General features: G+C 70.9%; 20 protein-coding genes and 2 tRNA genes. 15 read left to right on the forward strand and 7 right to left on the reverse strand.

From position 1 onward, the window contains the following. Positions 1-33: 33 nt before the first annotated feature. The 5 genes from BG418_RS35885 to BG418_RS35905 all read left to right on the forward strand — a co-directional run bounded on the left by BG418_RS35885 (position 34) and on the right by BG418_RS35905 (position 4,390). Complete coding sequence (locus BG418_RS35885; RefSeq protein WP_188278232.1) at positions 34-1,620, forward strand: hypothetical protein; 1,587 nt, start codon at positions 34-36, stop codon at positions 1,618-1,620. Beyond that, positions 1,617-2,960, forward strand: coding sequence for an AAA domain-containing protein (locus tag BG418_RS35890; RefSeq protein ID WP_188278233.1), 1,344 nt, complete (start codon positions 1,617-1,619; stop codon positions 2,958-2,960). Before BG418_RS35885 ends, BG418_RS35890 begins: the two co-directional genes overlap by 4 nt. Before the next feature lie 127 nt (positions 2,961-3,087). Further along, positions 3,088-3,429 carry a hypothetical protein gene (locus tag BG418_RS35895; RefSeq protein ID WP_188278234.1) on the forward strand — a complete coding sequence of 114 codons (342 nt, stop codon included), beginning with the start codon at positions 3,088-3,090 and terminating at the stop codon, positions 3,427-3,429. 303 nt (positions 3,430-3,732) lie between these two features. Continuing rightward, positions 3,733-4,326, forward strand: coding sequence for a bifunctional DNA primase/polymerase (locus tag BG418_RS35900; RefSeq protein ID WP_188278235.1), 594 nt, complete (start codon positions 3,733-3,735; stop codon positions 4,324-4,326). Continuing rightward, a tRNA-Lys gene (locus BG418_RS35905) sits at positions 4,317-4,390 on the forward strand. The genes BG418_RS35900 and BG418_RS35905 overlap by 10 nt, the downstream gene beginning before the upstream one ends. 91 nt (positions 4,391-4,481) lie before the next feature. On the opposite strand, the gene BG418_RS35910 is transcribed toward BG418_RS35905, so the two are convergent. Then, positions 4,482-5,747: a M6 family metalloprotease domain-containing protein gene (locus BG418_RS35910; protein WP_317453869.1), complete on the reverse strand. Its 1,266-nt coding sequence runs from the start codon at positions 5,745-5,747 to the stop codon at positions 4,482-4,484. A 330-nt stretch (positions 5,748-6,077) separates the two neighbouring features. On the opposite strand from BG418_RS35910, the gene BG418_RS35915 reads away from it, so the two are divergent. Then, the gene (locus BG418_RS35915; protein ID WP_399001591.1) at positions 6,078-8,051 is read left to right on the forward strand and encodes a putative bifunctional diguanylate cyclase/phosphodiesterase; all 1,974 of its coding nucleotides are present in this window, start codon (positions 6,078-6,080) and stop codon (positions 8,049-8,051) included. Positions 8,052-8,147: 96 nt separating this feature from the next. Here BG418_RS35915 and BG418_RS35920 read toward each other — a convergent pair whose 3' ends face one another. Together BG418_RS35920 and BG418_RS35925 are read right to left on the reverse strand one after the other, a co-directional pair. Further along, positions 8,148-9,848 (reverse strand): glycosyl hydrolase family 18 protein, encoded by a 1,701-nt coding sequence (locus tag BG418_RS35920; protein WP_188278236.1) that lies wholly within the window; start codon positions 9,846-9,848, stop codon positions 8,148-8,150. Between the two features lie 246 nt (positions 9,849-10,094). Continuing rightward, entirely contained in the window at positions 10,095-11,204 is a 1,110-nt protein-coding gene (locus tag BG418_RS35925; protein ID WP_188278367.1) for an LLM class flavin-dependent oxidoreductase, read from the reverse strand. An 89-nt stretch (positions 11,205-11,293) separates the two neighbouring features. Here BG418_RS35925 and BG418_RS35930 point away from each other — a divergent pair, with 89 nt between their 5' ends. The 7 genes from BG418_RS35930 to BG418_RS35960 all read left to right on the forward strand — a co-directional run bounded on the left by BG418_RS35930 (position 11,294) and on the right by BG418_RS35960 (position 16,797). Beyond that, complete coding sequence (locus BG418_RS35930; protein WP_188278237.1) at positions 11,294-12,676, forward strand: amidase; 1,383 nt, start codon at positions 11,294-11,296, stop codon at positions 12,674-12,676. Between the two features lie 69 nt (positions 12,677-12,745). Beyond that, positions 12,746-13,618 carry an ectoine/hydroxyectoine ABC transporter substrate-binding protein EhuB gene (gene ehuB, locus BG418_RS35935; protein WP_188278238.1) on the forward strand — a complete coding sequence of 291 codons (873 nt, stop codon included), beginning with the start codon at positions 12,746-12,748 and terminating at the stop codon, positions 13,616-13,618. Continuing rightward, the gene (gene ehuC / locus BG418_RS35940) at positions 13,615-14,274 is read left to right on the forward strand and encodes an ectoine/hydroxyectoine ABC transporter permease subunit EhuC (protein WP_188278239.1); all 660 of its coding nucleotides are present in this window, start codon (positions 13,615-13,617) and stop codon (positions 14,272-14,274) included. Before ehuB ends, ehuC begins: the two co-directional genes overlap by 4 nt. Before the next feature lie 50 nt (positions 14,275-14,324). Then, positions 14,325-14,942 carry an ectoine/hydroxyectoine ABC transporter permease subunit EhuD gene (gene ehuD, locus BG418_RS35945; protein ID WP_188278368.1) on the forward strand — a complete coding sequence of 206 codons (618 nt, stop codon included), beginning with the start codon at positions 14,325-14,327 and terminating at the stop codon, positions 14,940-14,942. Next, positions 14,932-15,690: an amino acid ABC transporter ATP-binding protein gene (locus BG418_RS35950; protein WP_188278240.1), complete on the forward strand. Its 759-nt coding sequence runs from the start codon at positions 14,932-14,934 to the stop codon at positions 15,688-15,690. The genes ehuD and BG418_RS35950 overlap by 11 nt, the downstream gene beginning before the upstream one ends. Before the next feature lie 167 nt (positions 15,691-15,857). After that, positions 15,858-16,616 (forward strand): IclR family transcriptional regulator C-terminal domain-containing protein, encoded by a 759-nt coding sequence (locus BG418_RS35955; RefSeq protein WP_188278241.1) that lies wholly within the window; start codon positions 15,858-15,860, stop codon positions 16,614-16,616. 107 nt (positions 16,617-16,723) lie between these two features. Then, positions 16,724-16,797 (forward strand) — tRNA-Lys (locus tag BG418_RS35960). Positions 16,798-16,956: 159 nt separating this feature from the next. On the opposite strand, the gene BG418_RS35965 is transcribed toward BG418_RS35960, so the two are convergent. From BG418_RS35965 to BG418_RS35980, 4 genes are read right to left on the reverse strand one after another with little or no spacing between them, the layout of a single operon-like run. After that, a complete protein-coding gene (locus BG418_RS35965) occupies positions 16,957-17,094 on the reverse strand; it encodes a hypothetical protein (protein WP_223185840.1) in 138 nt (45 codons plus the stop codon). A gap of 35 nt (positions 17,095-17,129) precedes the next feature. After that, positions 17,130-17,984 (reverse strand): Scr1 family TA system antitoxin-like transcriptional regulator, encoded by an 855-nt coding sequence (locus tag BG418_RS35970; RefSeq protein ID WP_188278242.1) that lies wholly within the window; start codon positions 17,982-17,984, stop codon positions 17,130-17,132. A gap of 7 nt (positions 17,985-17,991) precedes the next feature. Next, positions 17,992-18,516: a DUF6879 family protein gene (locus BG418_RS35975; RefSeq protein ID WP_188278243.1), complete on the reverse strand. Its 525-nt coding sequence runs from the start codon at positions 18,514-18,516 to the stop codon at positions 17,992-17,994. Continuing rightward, positions 18,488-18,895 (reverse strand): hypothetical protein, encoded by a 408-nt coding sequence (locus BG418_RS35980; protein WP_188278244.1) that lies wholly within the window; start codon positions 18,893-18,895, stop codon positions 18,488-18,490. The genes BG418_RS35975 and BG418_RS35980 overlap by 29 nt, the downstream gene beginning before the upstream one ends. Before the next feature lie 197 nt (positions 18,896-19,092). Here BG418_RS35980 and BG418_RS35985 point away from each other — a divergent pair, with 197 nt between their 5' ends. After that, positions 19,093-19,281, forward strand: a complete 189-nt coding sequence (locus tag BG418_RS35985) for a hypothetical protein (protein WP_188278245.1) — start codon at positions 19,093-19,095, stop codon at positions 19,279-19,281. Between the two features lie 197 nt (positions 19,282-19,478). Then, complete coding sequence (locus BG418_RS35990; protein WP_188278246.1) at positions 19,479-19,619, forward strand: hypothetical protein; 141 nt, start codon at positions 19,479-19,481, stop codon at positions 19,617-19,619. Positions 19,620-19,642 lie beyond the last annotated feature (23 nt).

Genomic DNA, 19,642 nt, shown 5'->3' on the forward strand with positions numbered 1-19,642 from the left:
ACGCACGCGTGCCCGCACTCAGGAGGTGGCCGCATGTCGCTGATCACCACCCTCGCCCGCCTGGAGGCCGCCGAGGCCGGGCGGGCCGTGCCACTGGCCACCGTGCGCCACCGGCACCTGTCCGAGCGCCCCCTGGTGTTCGTGCCGCTGACGACCTCCGGCGAGGCCGGGGCGCCGCTGGGGGCGCTCGTCGGGACCGACCGCGAGACGCCCCGGCTGCTCGTGGTGGCGCAGCCACGCGACCGCGAGCTGCGGTTCGCGTTCCTCGCCGAGCTCGCCGACGCCGTACTGCCGCATCTGGAGACGTACGCGGAGGACGTCGAGCTCGTCGAGCGCAACGAGACGGACGCCGAGAGCGGCAAGAAGACCAAGGTCGAGGTCGAGCTGTGCACGGACGCGCCGCAGCTGGTCGTGCCGGGACGGGCCGCGATCGACTTCGTACGGCTGCTCGGCCGGTCCATGCGTTTTCGGCGCACCGCCGAGCAGGACCCCGACACCCCGCACCCCGCCCCGCCGCACGTCCCGCTGCTCGGCCGGTGGCTGACCCACTACGGGGAGCGCGCCCGCGTCCCCGGCTCCGCGCTGCTGCTCGCCACGACCGACCTGCTCGGGAGGCACTGGGCGACCGGCCAGTCCAGCCTGGAGGACCAGCATCTGGCGGCGCTGCTCGCCTGGATCGACCCGCCCGAGGGCGCTTCGGGCGCCGAGGCGGCGCTCCGCGCGGAGCTGGCCCGCGACCGGGACGGCCAGCTGCTCTGCCCGCCCGCCGGACCCGCCACCGACCCGGCGTTCGACAACAAGCTGCTCGCCCCGGCGATCGACCGCTACGACCGGGCCCGCCAGGCGCTGTACGCGGCGCAGGACGGCGAGGCGGCCGACGACCGGCTGGGCGAGCTTGGCCGGGCCGAGCAGGAGATCCGCCGTCTGGTCGCGGACCAGCTGCGCCCCACCTGGGAGTCGGTGTGGCACGCCCTTGACCTGCTGCGGGAGCTTCCCGAGGCACCGCGCGCGGCGGACCGCTGGACCCGCGACCGCTGGTCGTTCACCGCCCACCGCGACCGCGTACGGGCGGGCGAGCCGCCGCAGCCGCGCCGCGACGACGCGGTGACGGCCGCCGCCAAGCTCGCCTCCCGGGAGACCGCGCAGGCCCAGCTGGAGGCGCAGGAGGCGCTGGACGACCCGCTGGTGATGGCCGGGCGCAGGCTGGCCGGGGAGGCGTTCGCGGGCGAGGTCACCGAGGTGGTGATGGCCTGGTCGGAGTCGAAGCGGCCGAGCCCGCGCCCGCTGGTGACCGTGCGCACCGACGACGCCCCGCACCTGGCCGAGCGCGCCAAGGTGTTCCGCTCGCTGGACGGCAGACCCCAGTCCGCCGAGTTCGTGGGGTACGAGGCGGACGGCGCCCTGGTCCTGCGGCTGCTCGACAAGATGGGCCGGAGCAAGGACCCCGCGCCCGGCTCGGTGCCGGAGAAGGGCGAGCCGGTGTGCTGGACGCTCTTCGAGCACGACCAGCGCGGCGGCCCCAAGCTGCCGGACCCGGAGGCCACCCCGTGGACCCACGGCGGCCCGCCCGGCACGGACGCGGAACACCCCGATCCCCTCACCCCGGAGGACCTGCTGTGACCCGCCCCGACAGCGGCTTCGACCCGGCAGCGGCGGCGGCCGAGGCCACCGGGAGGATCCTCGACCACACGCTGAACGGCGACGCGCGCGGTGTCGTCGTGGACTCGCCGCCGGGCGCCGGAAAGTCGACGCTCGTGGTGCGCGCCGCGCTCGAACTGGCCGCCGCCGGGCGCCCGTTGATGGTCGTGGCGCAGACCAACGCCCAGGTCGACGACCTCGTCCTGCGGCTCGCCGAGAAGGAGCCGGAGCTCCCCGTCGGGCGGCTCCACAGCAGCGACTCCGACCCGTACGACAAGGCCCTGGACGACCTCGCCAACGTACGCAAGTCGGCGAAGGCCGGTGATCTGGCGGGGCTCGACGTGGTGATCTCGACGGCCGCGAAGTGGGCGCACGTCAAGGACGTCGAGCCATGGGCGCACGCGATCGTGGACGAGGCGTACCAGATGCGCTCGGACGCGCTGCTGGCCGTGGCCGGGCTGTTCGAGCGGGCGCTGTTCGTGGGCGACCCGGGCCAGCTGGACCCGTTCGCGATCGCCGACTCGGAGCAGTGGGCGGGGCTTTCATACGACCCGTCGGCGAGCGCGGTCACCACCCTGCTCGCGCACAATCCCACGCTTCCGCAGCACCGGCTGCCGGTCTCCTGGCGGCTGCCCGCGTCGGCGGCGCCGCTGGTCTCGGACGCGTTCTACCCGTACACACCGTTCCGCAGTGGTACGGACCACGGCGACCGCCGGCTCGCCTTCGGCGTCGCCTCGGACGGCTCGGCGCCGGACCGGGCGCTGGACGAGGCGGCCGAGTCGGGCTGGGCCCTGCTCGAACTGCCGGCCCGCCACACCCCGCGCACCGACCCCGAGGCGGTACGGGCGGTGGCCCAGGTCGTACGCAGGTTGCTCGACCGGGGCGGCGCCGCGACCAGCGAGCGCTCCCCCGACCCCGTGCCGCTGACCGCCGGGCGGATAGCGGTCGGCACGGCCCACCGTGACCAGGCGGCGGCGGTACGGGCGGCGCTCGCGGAGCTCGGCGTCACCGGGGTCGCGGTGGACACGGCGAACCGGCTCCAGGGCCGGGAGTTCGACGTGACGGTCGTCCTGCACCCGCTGTCGGGGCGACCCGACGCCACCGCTTTCCACCTGGAGACGGGCCGCCTGTGCGTGCTGGCCTCCCGGCACCGGCACGCGTGCATCGTGGTGTGCCGCGCGGGCGTCGCGGACCTGCTCGACGAGCACCCCTCGACCGAGCCGGTCCAGCTGGGCGTCACCGTGAAGTTCCCCGACGGCTGGGAGGCGAACCACGCGGTGCTGACGCATCTCTCGGAACACCGGGTGGCGTACCGCCCGTAGCGCGCTCCGGCCGGGGGCGCGCGGTGGGGCGCGCGGGGCCGGGGCAGGCCCACTTGCGGGGCGCGGGACAATGGAGGGTGGCCCGGGGCGAACACCGGGCCGTTGAACTGTGGCAGGAGGAGACCTGATGGCGGAGCCCGAGCGGAAGGAGCAGCGGCTGAGGCCGGCGCCGTTGCTGTTCGAGCCTGCCGAGGCCGCCGCCGACCCGGAGCACTTCTTCGACCTGGAGTCGATCGAGGACCCCCGCGAACTGCTGTCGCGGGCGACCGAGCTGGCGCTCGCGTTCCGCGCGGCGGCCGACCGGGCCGTCGAGTACCAGGCGATCGCGGCCGCGCAACTGGGCGACCCGCGACGTTTTGACCGCCTCACGGCCGCCGACATCGCCGACCGGGCGCAGTGGACCGAGGACTACGCGAAGAAGATGGTCGAGTTCGGACGGGATCTGCTGCGGGGGACCGAGGCGAAGTAGCGGGCCGCAGCGGGGGCCGTGCGGTGGGTGCGGGCCGCAGGGCCGGGCGGGACGGCGGGTGCGGGCCGCAGGCGCGCAAGCCGGGGGCGGAGCCGGGCCGCAGGCTAGGGCGCAGGCGAGGGGCCGCGCGCCTCCAGATGCCCCAGCCAGCCCCCGTAACCCTCGGTCACACGACTCGATCACGAGGCCCGTTCACACGCCCTCGGCATATGCGGGGCGCACCATACGCGCTCCCACCCCGCCCTGTCCCGGTTTCCGGCAACTACTGGAACAGAACGTCCGGGATCGGTAGATCTAGGTCACATGAGCATCTTGGAGTGCGACGAGGCCCCGCTCGCCGACGACGCCGTCAGCGAGGTGACCCCCGAGGGCGCGGCCTGGCTGGTCACGGCCGCCACGCATCCGCGCAGCACCCTCGCGCTGTGGGAGGCGCGGCCGACCGCCCCGCTCGTGCTGCCCTGCGGCACCGCGTTCGACGTGGTCAGCGCGCCCTCGGTGTTCGGGCGGCGGATGCTCGACCGGCTGTGGTCCGAGGGCGCGGGCTCCGGCCCGGTCGCCCGGCACCGCGGCCGCCTGCTGCTCTTCGCCGTCCCCGGCACCGCCCACCGCCTGCCGTCCCTGCTCGACTGGGAGGAGTGGGCCGCCGTGCCGCCGCTGCTCTGCCACGGCACCGGGGACGCGGTCACCGTCCCCGCGCTGGAGCGCTCCGGGCACCCCGAGGCGGCCCGCTGGGTGGTCGCCCCGCACACCCGCAAGCCGTGGCTGCCGGGCCCCGACATCCTGCTCTGGGCCTGCGTACGAGCGGCCCGCGACGGCTCCGCGGGCGGGCGCCGCTTATCGATTTTTCCTCCCGCCGATCAGGATGCTAAGGTCTACGACGTCAGCAGGCGCCGCTAGCTCAGTTGGTTAGAGCAGCTGACTCTTAATCAGCGGGTCCGGGGTTCGAGTCCCTGGCGGCGCACAGACGGAAGAAGCCCTTCGCGCAAGCGGAGGGCTTCTTCGTTTTCGCGTACGGACACGCGCTCCACACCCACTCGCGCCCGTAAGAGGCCTCACGGAGTGACCCGCACGGTCCACCCCCCCGACCGCGTCCGCCCCGCCACCTCGATCTTGATCTTCTCGCCCGGCACGGTGTACGTCTCACCGACACCCAGCGGCGCGTCCGCCAGCGCCGGGTAGACCGAGCGCTCCCAGCACGCCCCCGTGTCCGGGTGCGTGTCCAGGACCTCGACGGGGCCGCTGCCGGACGCGGACCCGCTGCGTACGCGGTAGATCAGCACCCCTTCGGTACAGGTCGACCGGTCGTTGCCGGTCGCGTCCCGTACCTCGATGGCGAGCGCGCTGTCCGCCGACGTGCGGACCACCGCGAGGCGCACGCCCTCGCGGCCGACGGCCTCGGGCGGTGCGGAGAGCGGGACGAGCGTCAAGGTGGTGCCGCGCGCGGGCACGCACGCCACCTGCCGCCGGTCCAGCCACCCCAGCTTCCACTTCTGCCAGCCGAACAGATCCGGCGCCATCCCGAACTGGCTGCCCATCACGTCCCAGTCGCCCACATACGTGTCCCAGTCGCCCTTGCCGTCCACCGGCCGGTGGTAGAGGTCCGGCAGGTCGAAGACGTGCCCGGTCTCGTGGGCCAGGACGTTGCGGTCCGGCGGATGCTGTTCGAAGACCGTGACGACCCGCTTGATGTCCGTCCCGTCGACCCGCAGCGGCTGGTCGAAGTTGACGACCTTCGTGGCGTCCGAGTCGACGCCCGGCGCGTACGGGTCGGCGACCAGGTAGACGATGTCGTACGCGGAGAAGTCCACGGTCGGATCGGCGGCACTGATCGCGTCGCGCAGATACTGGGTGCGCTTGTCCGGGTCCCAGTCGCGCTGTATGCGGTACGCGGTGGACGCCTTCGGCATCTTCACCCAGTTCGGCTGCGGATGGGCGGCGAGCTTGAACTTGCCGTACGAGGCCCGGGCGAAGAAGTCGCTGGTCGCCGGGAAGTAGTCGCTCGCCAGTTCCTTGGGCGAGGCGGTGGGCGCCGAGTCCGGGAAGGACAGGAAGATCATCACCGCGTTGAGGGTGCGGACCGGGCGCGGGTAGGCGTCGTTCCAGGTGTCGACGCCGAGCGAGTGGTGGGCCACGGTGCGGGGCAGCGCGCAGGGCATCGCCGATCCGGCGGCCACGGCGGGGCCCGCCACGAGGGTGGTGGCGGCCACCGCCGTGAGGGAGGTGAGCGCGGCGGCGGCACTGCGCAGCCGGACGCGCTCCACTCCCCCGGGTGTCAGCTGACGCTCCACGTCGACCTCCGGGTACGGAATGCGGGACACCTCACCCACCTTGTGCGGGTTTGAGGGATTACGCCCTGTTCCGCTGCCCCAGTCGGGTGAGGGGCCCGACACGTGCCCGACACCCCGATGCCTCACGGAAAGTCACAATCGGTCACACGGGAATCGCCGCTGGCCAGACCCATGCAGAAACGATCGGTCTCGACTCCCGGGTGCGCATGATCACGGCATTGGAGCTGGATCGGCTGCTGCGCCTGCCTCTATGATCGGCACACTTTCCTGCGTGGATTCAGCCCCGGGCGGCTGTCCTCCACCCGGTCGACGGCCCCGACCACATCTCTGTACGACTCGAATGCACAGCGGGAGCGAGCGGTGAGCGGAACCCCCGAAGGACCGGGATCAGCCCCCGGGACCATCCGGCCGCCGGTCACAGAGCGTCATCCGGAGACCTTCGAGCGGCCGTCCGGCCGCCCGCCCGAACGTCACGCGGTCGGCCGCACCACGGCGGAGCTGCGCGACCGTACGACTCCGGAACTGCGCGGCCTCACCACGGCGGACCTGCACGACCTCGGCACGGGCAACGTGCGCGACCACCTCACGGCCGAGCCGCGCGACTACGCCGCGGCCGAGCCGCGCGACTACCGCGCCGCCTTCAACGCGGCGCATCTCGCGATGGCCGTCGTCGACCGGGAGGGCACGGTCGTCGCCGCCAACGACGCACTGGCCGCGCTGCTCGCCGCCGAGCCCGCCGAGTTGTGCGGGCAGGCCGCCGCCGACCTCGTCGACCTCGCCGCCGACGCCCGCACCTGGCACATCTACCGCGAGGTGCTGAACGGCAGCCACTCCCGGTTCCGCTGCACCCGCCGCCTCAAGCACCCCGACGGGCACTCCCTTTGGGCCGAGGTGACGGTGGCGCCCGTGCCGGACAGCACCTGTGTGCTGCTCTCGATCACCGACATCAGCGACCGCCGCGAGCTCCAGGCCCGGCTGCGCCATCTCCAGATGCACGACCCGGTCACCCGGCTGCCCAACCGCACCTTGTTCTTCGAGCGGCTCGCGGGCGCCCTGGAGGCCTCCACGTACGGACGCGGCGGCACCGGCCGGATCGGCATCTGCTACCTCGACCTGGACGGCTTCAAGGCCGTCAACGACACCCTCGGCCACCGCATCGGCGACCGCCTCCTCTCCGCCGTCGCCGCCCGCCTCACCCACTGCGCCGACCAGAGCGGATACGCACGCAGCGGTGGGCACTTGGTGGCGCGGCTGGGCGGCGACGAGTTCGCGGTGCTGGTCGAGGACTCGACGGGGACCGAGCAGCTGGCGGATCTGGCGAAGTCCGTACTGGCCGCGCTCCAGCAGCCGTTCGACCTGGCCGGGCAGCGCCTGTCGGTCTCGGCGTCGATCGGCGTGGTGGAGCGGGTGGTCGCCGGGACGACCGCGACGGGGCTGATGCAGGACGCCGACACCACGCTGTACTGGGCCAAGGCCGACGGCAAGGCCCGCTGGACGCTCTTCGACCCGGAGCGCAACGCCCACCGCATGACCCGCCAGGCGCTCTCCTCGACGCTGCGCCCGGCCGTGGACCGGGGCGAGTTCGGACTCCAGTACCAGCCGCTCGTCAGCATGGCCGACGGGGTCGTACAAGGTGTGGAAGCACTAGTGCGATGGAACCATCCGCAGTTCGGCACACTTGCGCCGAATCGGTTCATCGGAATTGCGGAAGAGGACGGCTCCATCGTCCAGCTCGGCCGCTGGGTGCTGCGCACGGCCTGCCGGCAGGCGCGGCGCTGGCAGATCGACCACCCGGGCGTGCCGCCGATCTTCGTGAGCGTCAACGTCGCCGTACGCCAGGTCTGGGACTCCGACCTGGTGGCGGACGTCGCGGAGATCCTGGCCGAGACGGGTCTGGCCCCGCATCTGCTCCAGCTGGAGCTCACCGAGTCGGCGGTCATGGGCTCGGCGGGCCGCCCGCTCCAGGCCCTCCAGGCGCTCTCCGACATGGGCGTACGGATCGCGATCGACGATTTCGGCACCGGGTACTCCAACCTCGCCTACCTCAGCCGTCTCCCGGTCTCCGTACTGAAGCTCGACGGATCGTTCGTGCGGGGCTTCCAGTACGACGAGGGGGGCGTGCACCCCAACCCGGCCGACGAGACGATCGTCGAGGCGATGGTCCAGCTCGCCCATCGACTCGGCCTCACGGTGACGGCGGAGTGCGTCGAGACGGCCCATCAGGCGGAGCGCCTGCGCCGCATCGGCTGCGACACGGGCCAGGGCTGGCTGTACTCCCGCGCGATCGCCCCGGAACACATCGCGGTGATGCTGGCGGCGGGCTGCAGAGCGTAAAAGCGCAAAGAAGCCGCCCCACCCCCGGCACGGGGTGAGGCGGCTTCCCCCTTGGGGGGCCTTGGCCAGGTCAACAGGCCCTCGGGCGGCCCCGGTTCAGCAGGCGCCCAGGTCCTGCCAGACGCCCCAGTCGCCGGTGGTGCCGGGCTCGTCGCCCTGCGTCCACCACTTGGCCTTCCAGTTGTGGCCGTTGTGCGAGACCTGCGTCCCGCCGGTGTAGACCCCGGCCTTGTCCCAGGCCGTCGCCGTGCATCCGCTCGTGGGCGGGGTGGTCGGGGGCGTCGTCGGCGGGGTCGTCGGCGGCGTGGTGGGCGGGGTCGTCGGGTCCGGGGTGGACGACGGGGACGAACCGACGGCCGTCACGATCTGGTTGAGCAGCGTGGTCTGGTCGTCGAGCCCGAGCAGCGAGTACATCATCGCGCCCGCGAGACCCCGGCTGTGCGCGTAGTCCGCCCGCGCCTGGATGGACTTCTGGTTCAGGCCGGTGAAGAACTCGCCGTCCTTGTAGAAGTACGACGCCTTCGCCTGGTCGTCCCAGAACGTCGTCGCCGGGTTGTCGACGATGCCGCCGAGCTCCTTGTAGTGCGCGATACCGGGCTGCTGGCTCAGCGGGCGCGCGGCGGAGGGGCCGGTCGCCGTCTGGGCGAGGCCGTTGGCGCTGCCCGCCGGAACGCCCTTCCAACCCCGGTAGTAGAACTCGTACCCCAGCGTCAGCTTGTTCGCCGGGAAGCCGCCCGCGATGCCGTACGCGGCGTTCCCGTCCAGCCAGGAGTCGACCGCATTGGCGATCGAGTACTTCTGGGTGCCCGGCTTGATGACGTCGGTGGGGTCGCCCGCGCCCGAGTAGAGCGGCGACTGGTGATACGTCGGCCCGTTGCCGTTCCAGGCGCCGTGCATGTCGTACGTCATGATGTTGGCGTAGTCGAGGTACTGCCCGACCTTGTCGGTCTCGATGTTCTTGATCTTGTCCTGGCCGGCCGGCATCGCCGCCGTCAGCAGGTACTTCTTGCCGCCGTGCGCGGCCCCGTACTCGTCCAGCTGCTTGCGGAACTCGGCGAGCAGCAGCGTGTAGTTCTGCTTGTCCTCGGCCGCGTAGTGGTTGCCGAGGTGGCCGTCGGGCGAGCCGGGGTACTCCCAGTCGATGTCGATGCCGTCGAAGATCCCGGCGGCGGTCCCGGGGCCGCCGAAGCCTCCGTCGACGGGCAGGTCGCCCTGGATGTACTGCTTGATGCAGGAGGCCACGAGCTTCTTGCGGCTCGCGTCCGTCTTGGCCGCGTCCGAGAAGTACTTGGAGTAACTCCAGCCGCCGATCGAGATGTTGATCTTCAGCTTGGGGTACTTGGCCTTGAGTTCCTTGAACTGGTTGAAGACACCGACGATCGGCTGGTTCCAGGTGTCGGCGACCCCGCTGACGCTGTCGGCGGCGCTGAAGGACTTCTGGTAGTCGGCGTACGAGTCGCCCGCACCGTCACCGGCGCTCGCGTTGCTGTCGTCGCCCGCCGCCTTGTTGGCCTCGAAACAGGTGAGGTCGGTGGGGTGGATGTTGCCGAACGAGTAGTTGATGACGTCCAGCTTGCCCGCGATGCCCCGGGTGTCGAGCTGCTTGGGGTAGAAGGCGTTCCCGTACACGCTCCACTGGTCGTAGTACGCGATCTTCACGCCGCCGGTGGACGCGGCGACGGTCTGCGCGTTAGCGGCGGAGGCGGCGGCCGGGCCGAGGCCCGCGAACGCGGCCAGGGCACCGGCGGCGAGCGTCGCGGTGGTGAGGGCTGCGGCTAGAGGTCTGCGGACGGACACGGACGGGCCTCCGGGGGGTGAGCGAAACGGCGGTTGGAGCAGTGATAGCGATCACGACCGGGACACGTCAATGGTCTGAACCAAATTGAGGACTAGACCAATTTGGGTGCGAAACCGCTTGTCAGGGAGGTGCGCCGTACGCACGAACCGCCCGCCACCATCGGTGACGAGCGGTTTAAGGGTGTCTTATGGATCTTGGACGGGCCGGTGAACGGGCTGGACCACGGTCCACCCGAAACCCAGGTTTTACGTCGGGTCGGGCGCCCCGTACACATCCGCGATCAGCTCGTACGAGCGCAGCCGCGCCTGGGGGCTGTGCGCGTTCGCGGTCAGCATCAGCTCGTCCGCGCCGGTGCGCTTCTGCAGCGCGTCGAGCCCGTCGCGCACCTGGTCGGGCGTGCCGGAGACGACGTTGGCGAGCCAGCCGTCGACGAACTCCCGCTCCAGGGGGCTGTACGCGTACGCCTCCGCCTCCTCCGGGGTCGGCACCAGGCCCGGGCGGCCGGTGCGCAGCCGGAGCATCGACAGCGCGTTGGTGCGCGTCTGGCGGCGCGCCTCCGACTCGCTGTCGGCGGCCAGCGCCGAGACCCCGATCAGCGCGTACGGCGCGTCCAGCACCTTCGAGGGCCGGAACGACTCGCGGTAGAGGTCGAGCGCGGGCACCGTGTTCTGCGCCGAGAAGTGGTGCGCGAACGCGAACGGCAGCCCGAGCATCCCGGCCAGGCGGGCGCTGAAGCCGGACGAGCCGAGCAGCCAGATCGGCGGCCGCCCGGTCGGGCCCTGCACGGGTCCGGGCACCGCGTGGATACGGGCGTAGGGGTGCCCGTCGGGGAAGTCGTCGTCCAGGAAACGCGTCAACTCGGCCAGCTGCTGCGGGAATTCGTCCGCACCCTCATTGAGGTGATCGGTCCGGCGCAGGGCCGCGGCCGTAGCCCCGTCCGTGCCGGGCGCGCGCCCCAGGCCCAGGTCGATCCGCCCCGGGGCCAGCGCCTCCAGGGTGCCGAACTGCTCGGCGATCACCAGCGGCGCGTGGTTGGGCAGCATGACGCCGCCCGAGCCGAGCCGGATGCGGTCGGTGTGGGCGGCGAGGTGGGCGAGGATCACGGCCGGGGACGAGGAGGCGACGCCGGGCATGGAGTGGTGCTCGGCGACCCAGTGGCGGGTGAAGCCGCGCCGCTCGGCCAGCTTGGCGATCTCCACGCTGGTGCGCAGGGCCCGGGTCGCGGTGTAGCCGCTGCCGACCGTCACCAGGTCCAGTACGGACAGGGGCACGGGCGCGGTCCCGAACGCCGTCCCTCGAATGTCGTCCACGTCCACCGGTCCGCTCCTCCAGTTCGTGCCGTACGGGTACGACAGAGCAGAACAGGAGGGTGTCTCCGTTTTATTCCCCGACCGGCTGTCGCCCCGGACGCTGTCGATCAGCAAACGCGGGTACGAACCCGGTCATGACTGAGCCGACGACAGGCACCGCCGCACTCGCCGATCTGACCGCCCGTCAACTCCTGGACGGATACGGCAAAGGAGACTTCACCCCCGTCGAGGCGACCTCGGCGGTGCTCGACCGGATCGAGGCCGTACAGCCCCGGATCAACGCGTTCGTCCGCGTCGACGCCGAGCAGGCCCTCGCGCAGGCGGAGGCGGCCACCGAGCGGCGCCGGAAAGGTGAGCCGCTGGGGCTGCTCGACGGGGTGCCGGTGTCCGTGAAGGACACGCTCCCGATGGCCGGCGGCCCCACCCTGCGCGGCTCCAAAGGGGCCAGCACCAAGGGGAGTTGGGATGTGGACGCGTCTGCCGTGGCACGCCTTCGCGAGCAGGGGGCGGTGTTCGTCGGCAAGACCACGACGCCCGAGTTCGGGTGGAAGGCGACCACCGACTCCGCGCTGTCCGGGATCACCCACAATCCGCACGACCCGGACCGCACGGCGGGCGGGTCGAGCGGCGGCAGCGCGGCGGCGGTCGCGGCCGGGGCGGCGCCGCTCTCGCTCGGCACCGACGGCGGCGGCTCGATACGCATCCCCGCCTCGTTCTGCGGGGTCGTCGGGCTGAAGCCGACGTACGGGCGGGTGCCGCTGTTCCCGGCGAGCCCGTTCGGCTCGCTCGCACACGTCGGCCCGCTGGCCCGCAGCGCGGCGGACGCGGCGCTGCTGCTCGACGTGATCTGCGGGGCCGACTGGCGCGACTGGTCGGTGCGCCCCGCCGAGCCCGTCTCGCCGCTGCTCGCCGAGGGCGTCAAGGGCCTGCGCATTGCCTACTCGCCGCACCTCGGCGGACAGGTGGCCGTGCGCCCCGTGGTCGCGGCGGCGGTACGGGCCGCCGTCGCCCGGCTCGCGGGGCTCGGCGCGTACGTGGAGGAGGCGGACCCCGACTTCGCCGACCCCGTCGCCGCCTTCCACACCCTGTGGTTCACGGGGGCGGCCCGGGTGGCGCACCAGCTGCCGTCCGCGTGGCGGGCCTCGTTGGAACCCGGGCTGCGGGAGATCGCCGAGCAGGGCGCGCACATCGGGGCCGTGGACTATCTGGCGGCGACCGAGGTGCAGGCCCAGCTCAGCCACCGCATGGCCCGCTTCCACCGCACGTACGACCTGCTGGTCACCCCGACGCTGCCGATCACCGCGTTCGAGGCGGGCGTGGAGGTGCCGAGGGGGTCGGGGCTGCGGCGGTGGACGGGGTGGACCCCGTTCACGTACCCCTTCAACATGACCGGGCAGCCCGCGGTGACGGTCCCGGTCGGCACGGACTCGGCGGGGCTTCCCATCGGCCTCCAACTCGTCGCCGCACGCCACCGCGACGACCTGGTGCTACGGGCCGCACACGCGCTGGAGCAGTGAAACCCGTACGCAATCAGGCATACGGGACCCATACGCATGGCGGCGTGGAAGGCGGGTAGCGGCGCCGCCATGGCTGGAACACGACCGAGAGACCAGATCCGCAGGCGCACGCTCCTCGCCTCCGCCGCCGGGGCCGCCGCCATGGCCGCCGTCGGCTGCTCCAGAGTGCCCGGGGGCGACGCGCTCGGGCGGCTCAGATCGCAGGGCACGGTCCGGCTGGGGATCGCCGGCGAGGTCCCGTACGGCTATGTCGACGAGGACGGGAAGTTCACCGGCGAGGCGCCGGAACTCGCCAAGGTGATCTTCAAGCGGCTCGGCATCGGCCGCGTCCAGCCGGTCGCCACCGACTTCTCCTCGCTGATCCCCGGCCTCAACTCCCAGCAGTTCGACGTCGTCTCGGCCGGGATGTACATCAACAAGGACCGGTGCGCGCAGGTCCTGTTCGCCGATCCCGAGTACCAGATGCTCGACTCGTTCATCGTGCGCAAGGGCAATCCGAAGAACCTGCACACGTACGAGGACGTGGTGCGCAGCCGTGCCCGGTTCGCGACCGGCACCGGCTACGCGGAGATCAAGTACGCGGTCGCCGCCGGGCTCCGGGAGAAGGACATCGTGATCCTCCAGGACCAGGTCGCCGGGCTGAACGCGGTCGAGTCCGGCCGCGTCGACGTGTTCGCCGGGACCGCGCTGACCACCCGGGCGGTGGTGAAGAAGAGCAGCCGGGCCGAGGCCACCGCACCCTTCGCCGCCGTGGTCGACGGCAAGAAGAAGGTCGACGGCGGCGGCTTCGCCTTCCGCCCCACCGACACCTCGCTGCGCGACGCCTTCAACACCGAGATCCACAAGATGCGCGACAGCGGCGAACTCTTCCGGATCCTGCGCCCGTTCGGCTTCACCGAGGCCGAGATGACCACCCTCACCGCCAAGGAGCTGTGCCGATGACGGCGGGACTGTGGCAGCACTGGGTGCTGCCGGGAATATGGATCACGGTGCAGCTGACCGTGTACAGCGCGGCGCTCGCCGCGGCCGTCGCCTTCGGGGTCGGCATGGCCCGCACGCACCGCTCGCGCCTCGTCCGCTTCCTCGCCGGCTGCTACACGGAGATCTTCCGGGGCATGTCCGCCCTGGTCCTGATGTTCTGGCTGTTCTTCGTGCTGCCCCCGCTGGTGGGCTGGCAGCTGGTGCCGATGTGGGCGGCGGTCCTGGCGCTCGGCCTCTCGTACGGGGCGTACGGCGCCGAGATCGTCCGGGGCGCGCTGAACTCGGTGACGCGCGCGCAGCGCGAGGCGGGCATCGCGCTCAGCTTCACGCCCTGGCAGCGGATGCGGCTGATCCTGCTGCCGCAGGCGGTGCCGGAGATGATCCCGCCGTTCTGCAACCTGCTGATCGAACTCCTCAAGGGCACCGCCCTGGTCTCGCTCCTCGGCGTCGGAGACGTGTCCTTCGCCGCCTATCTCGTCCGCCTGGCCACCCAGGACAGCGCGAAGATCTACAGCGTCACCCTCGTCATCTACTTCGTCCTCGCCTTCGGAATCACCCGTGGCATGAAGGCACTTGAGCGCCGGGCCAAGGCGAACCTGGGGGTGACGGCCAAGTGAGCACCACCGCGCACCACTCGTCCTGGGACTGGTCCGCCGTCTCGGACTTCATGCCGCGCCTGTGGGACGGGATGCTCGTCACCCTCCAGGTCCTGGCGCTCGGCTCGCTGATCTCGTTCTCGCTGGGGCTGGTGTGGGCCCTCGGCCTGCGCTCCCCGGCCCGGCTCGTACGGTGGCCCATCGCCGCCGTCACCGAGTTCATCCGCACCACGCCGCTGCTGGTGCAGCTGTTCTTCCTGTTCTTCGTGCTGCCCGAGTGGGGCGTGAAGTTCTCCGCGCTGACCACCGGAGTCCTCGCCATCGGGCTGCACTACTCGACGTACACCGCGCAGGTCTACCGGGCCGGGATCGACGCCGTGCCCAACGGACAGTGGGAGGCGGCCACCGCGCTCAGCCTGCCCGTGCACCGGACCTGGCTCGCGGTGATCCTGCCGCAGGCGGTCCGCCGAATCGTTCCCGCGCTCGGCAACTACGTCATCTCGATGCTCAAGGACACTCCGCTGCTCGCCGGGATCAGCGTGCTGGAGATGCTCCAGCAGTCGCGCCTCGAAGGGGCGTCGACCTTCCAGTACACCGAGCCGCTGACGGTGGTCGGTGTCGCCTTCGTCCTCATCGCCTACCCGGCATCCCTTCTCGTACGAGCCCTGGAGCGCCGCCTTGCCCGCTGACCACGCACCTGACCACCCCCTGATCACCTTCGACAACGTCACGAAGAGCTTCGGAGGCACGACGGTCCTCGACGACCTGTGCTTCTCGGTGAAGCCGGGGCGCCATGTCACGCTGATCGGACCGTCCGGTTCCGGCAAGACCACGATCCTGCGGCTGCTCATGACCCTGGAGACGCCCGACTCCGGGACGATCCGGGTCAATGGGGACCGGCTGTTTCCGGCCGCCGAGAAGGAGCGGCGCGAGGCCCGCAAGAAGATCGGGATGGTCTTCCAGCAGTTCAACCTCTTCCCCAATATGACGGTGCTGCGGAACATCACCGAGGCGCCGGTGCGGGTGCTCGGGCTCTCGCCCGACGAGGCCCACGCGCGCGCGAAGGATCTGCTGGACCTCGTCGGGCTCGGCGACCGGGGCGACGCGAAGCCCGGGCAGCTCTCCGGCGGTCAGCAGCAGCGGGTGGCGATCGCGCGGGCCCTGGCCATGCGCCCCCAGGTGCTGCTTCTCGACGAGGTGACGTCCGCGCTCGACCCGGAGCTGGTGGCCGGGGTCCTGGACGTCCTGCGTGATGTGGCGAAGACGACCGACATCACCATGCTGTGCGTCACCCATGAGATGAATTTCGCCAGGGACATCTCGGACGAGGTGATGATGTTCGACTCCGGGAAGGTCATCGAGCAGGGTCCGCCGGAAAAAATCTTTGCGGAAGCAGAGCACGAACGTACGCGCGAGTTCCTGGGCGCGGTGCTCTGACCTCTGGTTCCAGCCACAGACCGTGCCATTGACATATGCCACAGGGATGCGCCCCAGCGTAACGGCCGGGGCGCATCATCAATCTCGTCAACACCCCCACCAGAAAGGGGTCTTGGCGGTTATCGTGGTTGGGCAAGCTTGCGGTCTCGACCTGCTAGGGGGAAACCGTGGCGCTGAAGCCCGAGCCGACCGCGCCGTTCCATTCGGTGCAGTACGCCTTCCGCGTCCTGGAGACGATCTCCAAGCACGCCGGCGGCGTGACGGATGTCCAGATCGCACGAGAGACCGGTTTGCCGACCGCACATCTCGCCTCACTTCTTCTCATGCTCCGCTGCGAGGGTTACGTGGAGCAGGTCGCCGACGGCGCGTACGTCATCGGCGACTCGACGGTCCTCCTCGGCTCCGGCGCCGTGCGCCAGCAGGCCCTGGAGGCCAAGCTCCAGAGCACCCTCACCGAGCTGCGCGACTCGGTCGGCGCGGCGGTCTACATCAGCCGGTACATCGACGGCGAGGTGAAGATCACCCAGTACGCGGACGGGCCGCGCGCCCCGAAGGTCAACGAGTGGGTGGACTTCCGCTCGGCGGCCCACGCGAGCGCGGTAGGCAAGTGCCTGCTGACCCAGCTGGACCAGAACGGCCGCCGCGACCACCTGTCCCGCCACAAGATCGCCCGCCTCACCTCGCGGACGATCACCAACGAGCGGATCCTGTTCTCCAAGCTGGACGCCCAGCCGGCGACGGTCCCGGTGCTCGACCTCCAGGAGTACGCGGTGGGCACGGTCTGCGCGGCCGTCCCGCTGACGGCGGGCTCGGCGGTCGGCTGCCTGGCCCTCTCGATGCCGATCGAACACGCCCACCGCCTGCGCTCGGCAGCCGACACCCTGAACCGCCGCGCGGCCCCGGTGGTGCTCTCACTGGCGATCTAGGCGTGTCGTTTCCCCGGTCCGCGCCCGCGCCTGCGGCCGGGTCCGGGGCCGCCTGCGGGTGGTCGGGAGCACCCCCGCGGACCAGGTAGTATTTTCTCTGTCAGCAGGCGCCGCTAGCTCAGTTGGTTAGAGCAGCTGACTCTTAATCAGCGGGTCCGGGGTTCGAGTCCCTGGCGGCGCACAGACAGTCGCAACCCCCTCACCATTGGTGAGGGGGTTGCGGTCGTTTCGGGGGTCGGATGCTGGCGGGGGCCAACGGCGTCGGCGGCCGACGAGAATGCCGCCCAGGCACCGAATACGGAAAGCGCCCCGGTCCTCGATGTCACGCCGCACCAGCTGTTCAGCACGCCGAATCGTCTCGGCGAACGGCGCGATAGATCGACTGCCGGGCAGCCAGATGCCGACCGTCGCCGTAAGCGCTGGTGGCCAGCAGCTTCGGGTCGGTGACGGCGGCGTCCTGCTGCTCGGTGTTGGTCACGGCACGACCTCCGGGGGCCTCTGCATCGCGACCTCCTAGTCCTTCGGCATCTGATCAAAATGCTGGATGGCGGCGAGGATCAGGTCCCGGACCGTGGTGCCGTAGACGGCTGATCGTTGCAAGAGGGCGAACGCCTTGGTGTACAGCTCGATCTCTCGGGGCTGCGTGACGGAGAACTCCGCCGAGTAGGTCTCCACCAGGACGAGCTTGTCGTCGAACATCGAGAACGAGTTGCCGGGCCAGATCCCCACAGGTGCGGAGCGCGGGATGATGCCCAGGCTCATCCGGGGCAGCCGCATCACCGCCAGCAGGCGGTCGAGCTGCCCCAACATCACCTCCGGCCCGCCGAAGTTGGTGTAGAGCGCCTGCTCACCGAGGACGACGTTGAAGATCCGGTTGCCGCGGTACAGGTACTGCTGCCGTTCCAGTCGCTTGGCCGTGGCGGCTTCTACGTCGTCCGGGATCTCGTAGTAGTCCACGACCTGGCGGAAGGTCTCCGCCGCGTACTCCGCCGTCTGGAGCGTCCCCCACACCAGCGTCGGGTGCCAGATACGGAAGACCTTCGTCCTGGCGTAGACCGGCAAGGCCTTCCTCTGTCGTTCTTCCGCGCCGGGCTCCAGCTGCCGGCGCCACTCCAGCCACAGCTCGTCGATGTGCCGGACGGTCGCGATCAGGTCGGGGATCTGCTCTGGCCGGTCGGTGGTGATGCACCAAGTGCGGATGTCGGCTTCGCTGGGGTTCTGCTTGCCGTTCTCCAGCCGGGAGACCTTCGACTCCGCCCACCCGGTGGCCACGGCGAATGCCCGGCCGCTGGCGAACCCCGCATCCTTGCGGAATCCGCGAAGCCGGGCACCCAGCGCCTCTCGTGCTTCTTGTGCTTGGTGACTCACTGATGGATCAGGGCTTGTACTCGACGTGCGGGACGGCATCGGCCCAGAGCAGATCGCGTACGCGGACGCATGCGGCCACGGTGTCAGGGTCCTCGATGATCTCGGAACCCAGGACACGGCCCTCCGGGTCGAAGCGGCCGACGGCCAGCAGCCGGTCGTCGTAGAGCCACCAGTCATCGCCGTCCACGGGGAAGGTGATGCCGTCGGGCAAGCGGTGCCGCGGTAGCCACCGGATGTCCTCGCCGACGTCGATGTTGAGGTGGGTCAGCGAGCGCTCCCACGTGACGTACTGGCTGTGCGGCTCCGACACCACCCGCACGCGGCGCACCGTCTTGCCTTCGCCGGTGACCCGCTTCATCAAGGCCATCCACTCGTCGAGCCAGGCGTAGTCATCGGGTTCGCCCCGCTGCCATCGGGCGTACGGCGTGTCCTCGATCGGAGATCCGTAGTCGTCTCTGAGCTCCAGGTGGAAGGCGTCGCGTTCGAAGCTGTTGAACAGCTCGTCACGCTGAGCAGGAGTGATCAGGTCCATCGTCTTCCTCCAACAGGGCCGTGATCGAGGACCTGGGGACCTCGATGCAGGTCTCGTAGTCGGGCAGGCGCATCTGGCTCAGGGCTTCAGGATCGTGCATTTCGGGGCCCTGGAGCACGCACGTGCCCTGTTCTGTGACGAGCATGATCGGGGCGGTGAACTTCCTGACCTCGCCGGACACTTGGCCGTCCTTGGTCAGGTGCTCGAACAGCTCGGTCGGCACCTCGACGACCGTCTGCCCTTCGGGCACATCGAGCTGCATGAGCAGTTCGTTGGCGAAGACCTTCCAGCCTTGGATGACGTAGCTGTCCTGGTCGCTGGCGTCGAGCGTGGGGCTGTCTCCGGGGGTGGAGTTCTTACCGAGGAACCGTAACTTCATGGTTGCTCTCCCGTCCGCCGCCTTGCGCAGGTTTGCGTGACACAGGGATCGTGCGCGAGACGTTCGCCCCAGTCTATCGGCCTGCTGCAAACTCGCGCAATTTTCTTGGTAGTTGACTCGCGGCCGCTCTACGGTCGCTCTCTAGCCCGAGCAACCAAGGACGCGCCCCATGACGCGGCATCGAGGGGAGATGCGTGGTGGCCACTGTGGACAGCGAACCCGAGACCCCAAGCGCCGACCGCTTGGCGGGCGCGCCTGAGCGGACGATCAACAGCGTCCGAGGATCTGCCACGCACCACGGGCGGCCGCTCGTGCACATCGGCCACCTGCCCGCCGACATCGCGGAGCGGCTGGCCGAGCGCGCCCGGCGGGGGGAGGACCGGTGAGCCCCGGTTGCCGCACACGCGGACGGCCTAGGTCCCGTTGTTCAACGATTCCGCCCCTGCCCGGCAGCCAGGCCGTACTCCAAGTGCAAGGGCAAGACGGCAGTGGTGGGACCCGCATCCGGCGCCATCAGGCCGGAGCGGGTAGGACGGCAGCGCGGGAGCGATCCCGTGTCGGCCATGCCGAAGGAGAGCGCACAGTGAATCTCATCCTGCGCGACGACAGTGGGAACGGTGGCGACAAGCTTCCGGGCGAGCCGTATCCCGGCCCGCACCAGCCGCCGACCCCGGACGGGGGCCCCGGCGTACCGAACCCGCCCCAGCCGAGCGTCATCCCGTGACGGCTGACGGGCACGAAGAGTCC

The organism is Streptomyces sp. CBMA152 (assembly GCF_014596475.1).
In the GTDB taxonomy this organism is placed as follows: Bacteria; Actinomycetota; Actinomycetes; order Streptomycetales; family Streptomycetaceae; genus Streptomyces.

Bases quoted from the DNA above. Each gene is read 5' to 3' on its own strand.
- BG418_RS35885 (WP_188278232.1), top strand. From the start codon at position 34: ATGTCGCTGATCACCACCCTCGCCCGCCTGGAGGCCGCCGAGGCCGGG.
- BG418_RS35895 (WP_188278234.1), top strand. From the start codon at position 3,088: ATGGCGGAGCCCGAGCGGAAGGAGCAGCGGCTGAGGCCGGCGCCGTTG.
- BG418_RS35900 (WP_188278235.1), top strand. From the start codon at position 3,733: ATGAGCATCTTGGAGTGCGACGAGGCCCCGCTCGCCGACGACGCCGTC.
- BG418_RS35930 (WP_188278237.1), top strand. From the start codon at position 11,294: ATGACTGAGCCGACGACAGGCACCGCCGCACTCGCCGATCTGACCGCC.
- ehuB (WP_188278238.1), top strand. From the start codon at position 12,746: ATGGCTGGAACACGACCGAGAGACCAGATCCGCAGGCGCACGCTCCTC.
- ehuC (WP_188278239.1), top strand. From the start codon at position 13,615: ATGACGGCGGGACTGTGGCAGCACTGGGTGCTGCCGGGAATATGGATC.
- ehuD (WP_188278368.1), top strand. From the start codon at position 14,325: ATGCCGCGCCTGTGGGACGGGATGCTCGTCACCCTCCAGGTCCTGGCG.
- BG418_RS35975 (WP_188278243.1), bottom strand. From the start codon at position 18,516: ATGGACCTGATCACTCCTGCTCAGCGTGACGAGCTGTTCAACAGCTTC.
- BG418_RS35980 (WP_188278244.1), bottom strand. From the start codon at position 18,895: ATGAAGTTACGGTTCCTCGGTAAGAACTCCACCCCCGGAGACAGCCCC.